The organism is Methanococcus aeolicus Nankai-3 (assembly GCF_000017185.1).
Classification (GTDB): Archaea; AGJL01; Methanococci; order Methanococcales; family Methanococcaceae; genus Methanofervidicoccus; species Methanofervidicoccus aeolicus.
This window is the reverse complement of the sequence record NC_009635.1, coordinates 50,202-62,528: the sequence shown is the minus strand read 5'-3', so window position 1 is coordinate 62,528 and position 12,327 is coordinate 50,202. Positions and strand designations below refer to the sequence as shown.

The window sequence follows — 12,327 nt, the reverse complement described above, 5'->3', positions numbered from 1 at the left end:
TAAATATTTATAAATAAATATAAATAAATATAACTATACAATATTATATGATTGTTATATACATTATATATCATACACTGGTGTAATTTAATGAAAATATTATTGCCCACAATATATCACCCATTTATCGGGGGAATAACTATACATATAGATAATTTAATAAAAAATTTAAATGATATTGATAGTAATTATGAATTTTATATTTTAAATTACAAATCAGATATGCCAAATAAAAATACAAATATTTCCCAAAATCTCGATTTAAATATAACAGTTATAGATGTGCCATATATTAAAAAAATTAGAGGATTATCCTATTTAAAACAAGGATATAAAATTGGAAAAAATATAATAGAAAAACATAATATAGATTTAATACACCCCCATTATGCTTTCCCGCAAGGCGTATTGGGGGCAAAATTATCTAAAAAATATAATATACCAAATATATTAACTCTTCATGGAAGCGATGTTTTAAAACTTTCAAAAAATCCAGTTGGAAATCTTTTTTTTAATTATTCTTTAAATAATACAGATAAATTAATATGTGTTAGTAATTTTTTAAAGCAGGAGCTCCCTGCCCAACATCAAAATAAATCAACGGTAATTTATAATGGTGTGGATTTTGATTTATTCAATACAGAAAATAATAAAGACCACAATTACGGCATATTTGTAGGTTCTTTTGTTCCCCAGAAAGGACTAAATTTATTGGTTGATGTAATAAAAGATATTGACTATAATTTTAAATTTATTGGTGATGGGCCGTTATTCAACAGTATAGAAAATAAAATTAAAAACGAAAATATAGGACATATCGAGCTATTGGGAAGGCAAAATCCGCAAATGGTGGCACAATATATAAAAAATAGTAGTTTTTTAATACTTCCATCTATTTCAGAAGGTTTAGGTATGACCATCATTGAAGCCATGGCATGTGGAAAACCAGTAATTGGAACAAAAGTTGGAGGCATACCTGAATTAATAAAAAATAATTACAATGGATTTTTAATTGAACCAAATAACCCCGATGAATTAAAATTAAGAATAAAATTTCTAATTGATGAAACCAACGGTAAAAAATTAAGAAAAGAATTGGGAACAAATGGGGAAATATTTTCAAAATCGTTTGATTGGAAAAATACGGCAAAAGAAGTTCATAAATTATATAATTCTTTTAAATAATATGTGTGTATTTTAATAAATTGGATATAAAATATGTACATACCATAATTATAACAGGGATAAAATGATGACAGGTAACACTTCGTTTATACCATTATACATTAAATTAGATAATTTTAAGGTTTGTATTTTTGGATTTGGCGAAGTTGGGCAAAGACGATTTAATAAAATATTAAAAGGAGCTCCTAAAAAAATAACTATCTACGATAAATGCAAACACATAGGGGTACAAAATACTTCGTCTTTTGAATCATCTCAAACTTTTCCAGAGGGAAAGTTTTACGACTGTAAAAATGGCAAAGCCATTTTGAAGAATCAAAGAGCAGGAAATCAAAGATTTGACACCATTAATTTAAATAATACAAAAGATATTAAAAATATTAACTTCATACAACAAGACATAAATAATTTATCAAATGAAGAATTAGAAAATATTATAAAAAATTATGATATTATTATTACGGCAATTGATGAAAAAAATAATAAAAGAATTGTGAATATTTCAAAAAATCTAAATAAATTAATAAATTCCTCTACTTTTGAAAGTGATATAAATATCATAATTCCTGCCTGTTATGAAAATAATGGTGTTTATTTTTCAATATATACAAAAGGTAAAAGTCCCCTTATCGCAAAAGAAATAAGGAAAATTGTTGAAAATTATTTAAACGATAACAATATTTTTATGATGCAACAAATAAGGGATATTTTAAAGGATAAAGATACACAAAAGACTTCGTCTTTTGAACCAAATCAAAGATTTGATACACAAAAGACTTCGTCTTTTGAACCATCTCAAACTTTTCCAGAGGAAAAGTTTTACGACTGTAAAAATGGCAAAGCCATTTTGAAGAATCAAAGATTTGATAATAAAAATAATATAAATTTAAAATCTCAAAAAGATAGAAAAAAAATATTTGAAAAATTATTAAAAAATGAGAATTTTAAAAAAGAATTTAAGGAATTAATTGATAAATATACTAAATAAAAAATAATAATAATAATAATAATAATATATGAAAATATGATGAATAGTAAGGAATAAAATAAACTACGGTGTGTATAATGCTTTTATTTAGGGCGGATTATAATAACTATGCTGTATCGGAGCTCCAAAAATTAAGGTTCGATGAAGACGAATTTTATAAAAAATATGATAATTGTGTATTGGTTCAAACCTGTAATAGGATAGAAATTTATTTCGATAAAAATGCCAAAATTATAGATATAAATGAATTTGCTGAATTTGAAATGATAAAATCTAACAATGCAATAAAACACCTATTAAGAACGGCGTCAGGATTAAACTCTATGATAGTGGGGGAAGACCAAATAATCGGGCAAATAAAAAATAGCCATCGTAAAGCAAAGGAGCTTAAAAAAACCACGAAATATTTGGATACAATTTTTTTAAAGGCAATACACACAGGGCAAAAAGTTAGAAATAATACCAAAATAAATAAAGGCTGTGTCTCCATCGGTAGTGCCGCCGTTCAATTAGCTGAAAAAACCGTAGGATTAAATAATAAAAATATCCTTGTAGTTGGAGCGGGAGAAATAGCTACGCTGGTGGCTAAGGCACTTATTGAGAAAAATATACGGGCTATTGTGGTATCAAATAGAACCTATGAACGGGCGGAGCTCCTTGCAAAAAAATTAAATGGTATGGCCGTGCATTTTGACAAATTGGGAGAGGCTATAAATTACAACGATATAATTATATGTGCCACAGGAGCTCCCCATGCAATAATAGATAAGGATAGATTAAAAAATATCAAAGGATATAAAGTATTAATAGATATAGCAAATCCCCGAGATGTTAGCGATGATGTTATGGAGCTCCCGAATATTAAATTATACACCATTGACGATTTAAAAATGGTATCTGAGGAGAATCTAAAAAAAAGAAAGGACGAAATACCCCGTGTTGAAAAAATTATTGAAGAGGAACTGTCTGTATTAACAAAACAACTACGAAAACTTAAATTTGAAAATACTATTAAAAATTATGATTTATATATCGAAAATCTAAGAAAAAGGGAAATGAATAAAGCCCTAAACATGATAGAAAATGGAAAAGACCCAACCGTAGTATTGGAAAAGTTTTCCAAAGTTTTTGCCAATAAACTAATTTCAGATTTTGTAAATATAGTTAATGATGATACAATAGGAGATATTGAACGAGTTGTAAATAAATTAAATAAAAATAAAATATAAATCGTGGTAAAATGGAAATAGAAAAAATGATAAAACAATTAAATCCAAAATTCAGAAATATAGACGGTAAAAAATTATTAATAGCAATTGCCATTGATGAGGATAAAACCGTTCTTATGACTGCATTTATGGATGAAGAAGCATTGAAAACCACATTAGAAACTGGATATATGCATTATTATTCCACCAGCAGAGATAAAATTTGGAGAAAAGGAGAAGAAAGCGGAAATGTTCAAAAAGTAAAAGAAATATATGCCGATTGTGATAAAGACGCTTTATTATTTGTGGTTGAACAGAAAGGTTGGGCTTGTCATGAGAATTATTATACTTGCTTCCATTATAAATTAAATCTTAAAAATAATGATATAGAAATAGTGGGGGAAAATATGGTAAATAAATATTAAATATTATATTAAATATTAATATAGATAAATAATTTGGATATGTTGAAAAACCGTGAAGTGCCCTGCCTTAATTGACAGGGAGCTCCCGCCGACATTATAGTTAATCTTCAATAACTGTCCCTTATACGGCTTATTATTAAACAAAATCCTTTTAGGATTTTGTAAATAAAATCTCTTCGAGATTTTGTAAACGAATTTCTTCATTATTGATAAATATGGAGAGATTTTAGCTTTTCGTCATAGCATCTCTAAATTTTTCTCTGAAAAATTTATACGATCGTAAAAATCGCTTTGCGATTTTGAGACGGTTTATTGAAAAAGACCAAAGATTGACTATGGATAAATATAGATTCGCCTAAAATCTTAAAGTATATAAATGATAAGGATTGAATAATATTGAGTATTATGTTATATATTGTAAAAGAAATAAAAGAGCTATAATTAATTTAAGCATATATTGTAGATAAATTATGCCTATTTTTAACATTATTCTGATGACTATTTTATAAATTAAATAAATAAGAACACTATTTTGAGGGATTAAATGATAGCAAATAACGACCAATATAAAGAATACATGAAAGGAACTACAACTGTGGGGATAGTTTGTAATGATGGAATAGTATTGGCAACAGATAAAAGAGCAACCATGGGGAATCTTATTGCCGATAAAGAAGCAAAAAAGTTATATAAGATAGATGACTATATGGCAATGACAATAGCTGGAAGTGTGGGGGATGCTCAGTCCTTAGTAAGAATAATATCAGCAGAAGCAAATTTATATAAATTAAGAACTGGAAATAACATTCCCCCTCATTCATGTGCTATGCTTTTAAGTAATGTGCTTCATGGTAGCAGACATTTTCCTTTTTTAATTCAGTTAATAATCGGAGGATATGATACTATTCATGGTGCTAAGTTATTCTCCCTTGATGCAGTGGGCGGATTAAATGAGGAAACCTCATTCACAGCAACAGGTTCTGGTTCGCCTACGGCATTTGGTGTGTTAGAAGAAGAATATAAAAAAGATATGACAATAAATAAGGGAAAATTACTTGCCATTAAATCTTTAACTGCTGCCATGAAAAGAGATGCTTTTTCAGGAAATGGCATATCTCTTGCAGTAATTGACAAAAATGGAGTAAAGATATACTCTGATGAAGAGATAGAGGAGCTCTCCAATATATTATATAAATAAGAAAATAAAAATAAAACAGATAGGCTAAGCATAAATAAGAAAATAAAATTTTATTTTTCATTTTATTATGTTTTTATTATATTATAATGCGCTATTGTTGCATTATCACCACCACCATTATAAAAAATAATAATATATGGTATGTTCGAGAATCCTTTGCAGTAATAAATTGCAATAGGCAATATAAACAGGATATTTAAATTTATACCACTAAATTTGAATAAAAACTTTTCTAGTTTTTATAGCCTTCGCTACGGTTTTGTAATATATAATAAACAAACTTTTCGAACATACTACAATACTAAATTTTACATTAAAGTATGGATACATATACACATATTAACCTATTATTTTACAATTTAACCTATATTTTATACCACATATATCAACATATATATTTTATATCAAGATTATAATTTAATAAATTTAATAGAGGAGTTTATTTTGTCAGCCGAAGATATTTTAAATGAAATAAAAAATCATGTAATGAAAACAGCACCAGGAAATGCTGCAATTACAGATGTGCAATTTGAAGGACCCGAAGTAGTAATATATGCCAAAAATCCAGAGATTTTTTCCAACACATTTGTAAGAGAATTGGCAAAATTATTTAGAAAAAGGATAGCCATAAGACCAGACCCTTCTGTTTTAATGGAGCCAGAAATAGCAAAAAAGAAAATTTTAGAAATTATACCTGATGATGCCGAAATTACAAACTGCATATTTGATGCAAATACTGGAGAAATAATTATAGAATCAAAAAAACCAGGGTTGGTAATCGGAAAAGAAGGTAGCACATTAGAAGAATTGAAAAAAGAAATAAAATGGGCACCTAAGCCAGTTCGAACCCCTCCAATTTCATCCGAAACTGTTAATGCCATAAGGGCAACATTATACAGGGAACGAATGGATGTAAAAGAAATTCTTAGGAGAGTTGGAAAGGTAATACATAGAGATGTTAAATTAAGAGAAGATTCATGGATAAGAATGTCTTTTTTAGGTGGGGCTCGAGAAGTAGGTAGAACTTGTAATTATCTACAAACCCCTGAAAGTAGAATATTAATTGATTGCGGTATAAATGTGGCAATGGATGGAGACAGAGCTTTTCCACATTTCGATGCTCCTGAATTTGCAGTTGAAGAAATTGATGCCGTAGTAGTTACTCACGCTCATTTAGACCATTGCGGTTTTGTCCCGGGGCTTTTTAGGTATGGATATGATGGTCCAATTTATTGTTCCAAACCAACCAGAGATTTAATGACTCTTTTACAAAAAGATTATATTGATATTGCTGAAAAAGAAGGAAAAGTTGTTCCATATTCTTCAAAAGATATTAAAAAATGTGTTAAACATATTATTCCTATTGATTATGGAGTAACAACCGATGTTGCACCTGCCATAAAATTAACCATGCATAATGCAGGGCATATACTTGGTTCAGCAATAGCTCACTGCCATATCGGAGATGGATTATATAATATAGCATATACAGGAGACATAAAATTTGAAGCCTCCCGATTATTGGAACCGGCCGTATGCAATTTCCCAAGATTAGAAACTTTAATTATAGAATCTACCTATGGGGCTTATGATGATGTTTTACCGGATAAAGGAGAAACAGAACAGAACTTTTTAAAAGTAATTGCTGAAACAATTAAAAGAAAAGGAAAAATTATAATTCCTGTATTTGGAATTGGTAGGGCACAGGAATTAATGTTGGTATTAGAAGAAGGATATAATCAAGGCATATTTAATGCCCCTGTTTATTTAGATGGTATGATTTGGGAAGCTACGGCAATACATACAGCATATCCTGAATATTTATCAAAAAATATGAGAAATAGGATATTCCACGAAGGAGATAATCCATTCCTTTCGGAAGTATTTAAAAAAGTAAGAAATACCAACAATAGACGAAACATAATTGATAGCGATGAGCCCTGTATTATATTGACCACATCTGGAATGCTTAGCGGCGGTCCAAGTGTAGAATACTTTAAATCATTGGCTCATGATGAAAGAAACGCAATTGTATTTGTTGGTTATCAATCAGAAGGAACTATGGGAAGAAAAATCCAAAGAGGCTGGAATGAAATCCCAGTAATGAATAGAAATGGAAAATCAAGAGCTGTAAAAGTAAATTTAAGTGTTCATACATTTGAAGGATTTTCAGGACATAGCGATAGAAGACAGCTTATAAAATATTTAAGAAAGTTAAAACCTATGCCCGATAGAATATTAACAGTTCATGGGGAATCCTCTAAATGTATAGATTTAGCTAGTGCCGCATATAAATTATTTAAAAAAGAAACAAGAGCTCCGATGAATTTAGATGCCGTTAGATTAAAATAAAAAATATGAATATATGCTTTGGAGCTCCCATATTTTGCAATACAAAATCCAAATGATTTTGTTCAAAAGCAGAGCTTTTGAATACTAAAAATAAAAATATTTAAAATTCTCTTATTATATTCTCTTTTTCTTCAATTATTTTGTCGTCGTTTTCGTCCCCAAATAATTTGTTTATCATCCAATTAACATTAAATTCCATTAAATCCTCATATCTTTGACCAACACCTAAAAATAAAATAGGTTTTCCAATGGCATGGGCAATAGATAAAGCAGCCCCTCCTTTTGCGTCTGCATCTGTTTTTGTGAGTATTACTCCATCAATATTTACCATGTTGTTAAACTCTTCTGCCTGTGTAATTGCATCATTTCCAGCAAGGGAATCCCCAACAAATACCACTAAATCTGGATTTGATACCCTCACTACTTTTTTAATTTCAGCCATTAAATTGATATTTGTAGTTTGTCGTCCTGCTGTATCGGCTAAAACTACGGATATACCTCTGGCTTTTGCATGATTTATAGCATCATATATTACAGCTGCACCATCAGAGCCTTTTTGGTGTTTAATTACTTTAGCCCCTATATTTTTAGCATGTTCCTCCAACTGTTCAATTGCCCCTGCTCTAAATGTATCTCCCGCAGCTAAAACAACAGAATAGCCATTGTTCATAAGTTTATATGCTAATTTGGATATTGTCGTAGTTTTTCCAGTTCCATTAATACCTACAACAACAATAACAGTGGGTTCCCCATTACTTTTTTTTTCCTCAATGAGTTTATATATGTCTATTTCTTTTTGAGATAATACCTCTTTAATGGCATTTCTTAGTGCATTTATGGTAATTTCCTCAGGGTCATCCTTTGCCGATATTTTTATACCTATTAATTGATTTCTTAAAGATTCTATTAACTTCTCAACTACTTCATAAGCTACATCAGCTTCAAGGAGCTCCATCTCCAACTCTTCTAAAACTTCCTCAATATCGTCTTCTGTTAATACTACATCATAACCAAGCGTTTTTTTAACGACTTTTGTTATTTTTAATTTATCGAAAAATCCAACTTTTTTTGGTTCTTCTGTTTGTGGTTTGGTTTCCTTAGTTTCTTCTTTATGCGGTTTTTCGGTTGTTATAATCTCTGATTCTTTTTCTTTTTCTTTTTCTTCTTGTTCCTTCACTTCTCCTTTATTGTATATTTTTTCAGTTATTTTTGAAACTGTTTTATTTAATTTTTCTTTAAGTTTCCCGAACATTTAATCACCAAATATGGTATGTTTAAAAAGTTTGCTCCATATTAACGGAGCTCCCTAACATACCCCATATATTTTATCGTTTGATATGTTTACGATAATATATTATATATTTGTATTGTGCATAATTATGTCATAACAATACACAAAACCGAAATATTTATATTGAATTACAACGGTATATTATATAGAAATAATATTGAATATTGGGGTGATAATTATGATAGGAAAAGATCCATTTTTTGAAAAAATATTATCTGAATTTTTAGGGGGAGCTCCTATGAGTATGACAACCATGACATCAATGAGCTCCATGGGTTCAGGTGTTGAGATATCTGGAAAAGGACAAATGCCAATAACGCTGATTGAAGGAGATAACCACATAAAAATAATTGCCATGGTTCCGGGAATTGCCAAAGAAGATATTGTAATAAATGCAATCGGCGATACATTAGAAATTAGGGCAAAAAGAACACCATTAATGATTACAGAATCAGAAAGAATAATTTATTCAGAAATCCCAGAAGACGAAGAAATTTACAGAACCATAAAATTACCTGCAACAGTAAAAGAAGATAGTGCTAAGGCAAAATATGAAAATGGTATTCTTATAGTAGAATTGCCAAAAAGTGAAATATCAATTAAAAAAGGAATAGATATTGAATAAATAATAATTAATAATTAATAATTAATTTATTTTTACTACATATATTATTTTACTATTTTTTTGTATTATTTTAATTATTATATTATTATTTTTATCTTTCATAATCCCCCAAAGGTACTATATTTTTTTCCTCATATTTCATAAATTCAGCCCAATAGGTCTTACATTCGCAGTCTATATTTTCAATTAAAGATAAATCCTGTGTAAGGGTATAATCCCCCAAAGCTTCTTTTATTTTATAGTTGCACTCACAGTCTATTTTATTATGTGCTCCCCTATTTGATGGTATTCCTGAGGTATCGCACATTATAAGTTTATCGGGATTTTTAGATTTTACTTCTTTTAATATTTCTATTACCGTCCATAAAAATGGTGGCCTATATTGATTTTTTTTCCATAGGAGCTCCACCAAACTTCCCTTATGAATTGAGGACGGGCAGAATGATATTCTACTAACTCCCATTTCAATATATTTATTTGCGGAATTAATTGAATCTTCCATTGCCTGTTTTTCAGTTATAAATGGTGGCTTTATTAATAAATACGCCTTAATACCTACGGCGTATTTATTTGCAGTAGTTATGGCATCTTCAATATCTTTATTGGATATTCCTTTATGTATTGAGATATTTCTTATTTCCTCATTTGCAGTTTCAATTCCCACTCCGATTTCCACATTAATATCATTATTTATATGTTTTCGGATTAATTCCATTGTTTCATTGGTTATATATTCTGGTCTGGATTCAATTGCAACCTCTTTTACATTCAATTCCCCAATGGTTTTAAAAATATGCTCCATTGCATCGTTTGGAACTTCGAACTCATCTAAAAAGCTACCAGAAGTAAATAATTTAATTGAATAATTCTTACTATTATTTTCTAATTCCTCTTTGTATTTGTCCAATACTCCATTGAATTGATTGATTATATTTTCGCTGGTAATTTTTATGGGGGAGCTATCCATTAAATAACTACACATAGTGCAACCGCCTGTATCATAGGCATATTTACAGCCAACAGTTCGCAATATTATTGTTATGCTTTTTCCATTGGTTTTATCCCTAAAAATATCGTCCTGTACCCAGGTAGCAATTGGGCGGTCAGGATTTTTTTCTTTTCTTTTTTTTAGGTGCCTATTTCTTAATTCTTTTAAGTATTTTTCCATTGTATCACTAGTATTTTACTATTATATTTATTATTTATTTTCAAGGTCATTTAAAGAATAAACCCCCAAATCTCCTTCTTTAACAGATTTTATTGCCTTTATAGTGGATAGTGCTCCCTGTATTGTTGTAATATATGGTATATTAAATTCAACGGCGGCTCGTCTTATGTAGTATCCATCAGATTTTGCCCTACTTCCAGAAGAGGTATTTATGATTAAATCAACATTTCCTTTTTGTATTTCTTCCAATATGCTACCTTTTATACCTTCGGATATTTTTTTGACTATTGTAGCATCTACTCCATTACTTCTAATTTCCTCAGCTGTTCCATCTGTTGCAATAATATTAAATCCAAATTTATTAAATTCTTTTGCCATTTTTTCTAAATGTTTTCTATCCTTTTTCTTAACACTTATGAACACAGTTCCAGACATTGGGAGCTCCATGTTGGCAGACAGTTGAGCTTTATAAAATGCCCTACCAAAATCTGTATCTATTCCAATAGCCTCTCCTGTGGATTTCATTTCTGGACTAAGCACTGGGTCTACTCCGGTTAGCTTTTGGAATGGGAATACGGCTTCTTTAATGCTCACATATTTTGATTGAGCTAATCCAATATATCCCATATCTTTTAATTTTTGCCCCATGATTACCTTTGTAGCAATTTTGGCAAGGGGAGCTCCCACAGATTTACTTACATATGGTATGGTCCTACTTGCCCGTGGATTTGCTTCAATAATATAAACTACACCATCTTTAACGGCATACTGTATATTCAACAGTCCAATTACACCCAATTCCTTTGCAAGATTGGTGGTATGGTCAATAATGGTATCTATTACTTGTGGAGATAAAGTTTGAGATGGTATTACACAGGCACTATCTCCACTGTGAATTCCAGCTTCCTCGATATGCTCCATAATTCCCCCAATAAATACATCGTCCCCATCGCAAATAGCATCTACATCAACCTCCGTAGCCTCATCTAAAAACTTATCGATTAATATGGGATGTTCAGATGATACTTTTACGGCTTCTTTCATGTAGTTCTTTAATTCCTCTTCATTATATACAATTTCCATAGCCCTACCCCCCAAAACATAGGAAGGTCGAACAAGAACAGGATATCCAATTTTTTTAGCTACAACAAGTGCATCTTTTTCATTATATACAGTAGCACCCTCAGCCTGTGGAATACCTATTTTATTTAATATCTCTGAAAATTGCTCCCTATCCTCAGCTAAATCAATAGATTTTGGAGAAGTTCCCAATATATTTACACCAGAATCATATAATCTCATAGCAAGGTTTATTGCAGTCTGCCCTCCAAATTGAACTATTACTCCCAATAAATCGCCATTTTTATTTTCATTTTCAACGATATTCATAATTTCCTCATAGGTTAATGGCTCAAAATATAATTTATCGGAGGTATCGTAATCAGTGGATACAGTTTCAGGATTGTTATTTACAATTATTGCTTCAATACCCATATCTTTTAAAGCATATATGGCATGAACGGTGGAATAATCAAATTCTACACCTTGTCCAATTCTGATAGGTCCAGAACCCAATATTATTACCTTTTTTCTTTTTGTTGGTATGCTTTCATTTTGTTCATCATAAAATAAATTTTCGTAGCAAGAATAATAATATGGAGTTTTTGCCTCAAATTCTGCTGCGCAGGTATCCACCATTTTAAAAACAGGCATTACATTTAATTCTTTTCTAAGGTTTTTTATCTCTGATTCGCTTTTATTCAATAAATTAGATAACTGGGCATCTGAAAAACCCATTTTTTTGGCATTAAATATTATTTCTTTTAGTTTTTCTGTTTCCATCATATTATTCACCGACAAACATGCTAATAATAAAAATATAATAAA

Annotated in this window: 10 protein-coding genes; 7 read left to right on the top strand and 3 right to left on the bottom strand. The window is 29.9% G+C overall.

Annotated elements, in window-relative coordinates; genetic code table 11:
- Positions 1-90: 90 nt before the first annotated feature.
- The 6 genes from MAEO_RS00265 (at position 91) to MAEO_RS00240 (ending at position 7,356) form a co-directional block, all read left to right on the top strand.
- Entirely contained in the window at positions 91-1,185 is a 1,095-nt protein-coding gene (locus MAEO_RS00265; protein WP_011972778.1) for a glycosyltransferase family 4 protein, read from the top strand.
- A gap of 64 nt (positions 1,186-1,249) precedes the next feature.
- A complete protein-coding gene (locus MAEO_RS07960) occupies positions 1,250-2,173 on the top strand; it encodes an NAD(P)-dependent oxidoreductase (RefSeq protein WP_011972777.1) in 924 nt (307 codons plus the stop codon).
- Positions 2,174-2,250: 77 nt separating this feature from the next.
- Positions 2,251-3,402 carry a glutamyl-tRNA reductase gene (hemA, locus tag MAEO_RS00255; RefSeq protein ID WP_011972776.1) on the top strand — a complete coding sequence of 384 codons (1,152 nt, stop codon included), beginning with the start codon at positions 2,251-2,253 and terminating at the stop codon, positions 3,400-3,402.
- Positions 3,403-3,413: 11 nt separating this feature from the next.
- Positions 3,414-3,806 (top strand): phosphoribosyl-AMP cyclohydrolase, encoded by a 393-nt coding sequence (gene hisI, locus MAEO_RS00250; protein ID WP_011972775.1) that lies wholly within the window; start codon positions 3,414-3,416, stop codon positions 3,804-3,806.
- Between the two features lie 544 nt (positions 3,807-4,350).
- On the top strand, positions 4,351-5,004 hold the full coding sequence (gene psmB / locus MAEO_RS00245; protein WP_011972774.1) for an archaeal proteasome endopeptidase complex subunit beta: 654 nt from the start codon (positions 4,351-4,353) through the stop codon (positions 5,002-5,004).
- Positions 5,005-5,448: 444 nt separating this feature from the next.
- Positions 5,449-7,356: a beta-CASP ribonuclease aCPSF1 gene (locus MAEO_RS00240; protein WP_011972773.1), complete on the top strand. Its 1,908-nt coding sequence runs from the start codon at positions 5,449-5,451 to the stop codon at positions 7,354-7,356.
- A 100-nt stretch (positions 7,357-7,456) separates the two neighbouring features.
- On the opposite strand, the gene ftsY is transcribed toward MAEO_RS00240, so the two are convergent.
- Positions 7,457-8,608 carry a signal recognition particle-docking protein FtsY gene (gene ftsY / locus MAEO_RS00235; RefSeq protein ID WP_011972772.1) on the bottom strand — a complete coding sequence of 384 codons (1,152 nt, stop codon included), beginning with the start codon at positions 8,606-8,608 and terminating at the stop codon, positions 7,457-7,459.
- A 217-nt stretch (positions 8,609-8,825) separates the two neighbouring features.
- Between ftsY and MAEO_RS00230 the strand changes: the two genes are divergently transcribed.
- On the top strand, positions 8,826-9,272 hold the full coding sequence (locus MAEO_RS00230) for an Hsp20/alpha crystallin family protein (RefSeq protein WP_011972771.1): 447 nt from the start codon (positions 8,826-8,828) through the stop codon (positions 9,270-9,272).
- Between the two features lie 91 nt (positions 9,273-9,363).
- Here the strand turns inward: MAEO_RS00230 and MAEO_RS00225 are convergent, their stop codons facing one another.
- Together MAEO_RS00225 and carB are read right to left on the bottom strand one after the other, a co-directional pair.
- Entirely contained in the window at positions 9,364-10,440 is a 1,077-nt protein-coding gene (locus MAEO_RS00225) for an archaeosine biosynthesis radical SAM protein RaSEA (protein WP_011972770.1), read from the bottom strand.
- Between the two features lie 30 nt (positions 10,441-10,470).
- Positions 10,471-12,285 carry a carbamoyl-phosphate synthase large subunit gene (gene carB / locus MAEO_RS08080; RefSeq protein WP_011972769.1) on the bottom strand — a complete coding sequence of 605 codons (1,815 nt, stop codon included), beginning with the start codon at positions 12,283-12,285 and terminating at the stop codon, positions 10,471-10,473.
- Positions 12,286-12,327 lie beyond the last annotated feature (42 nt).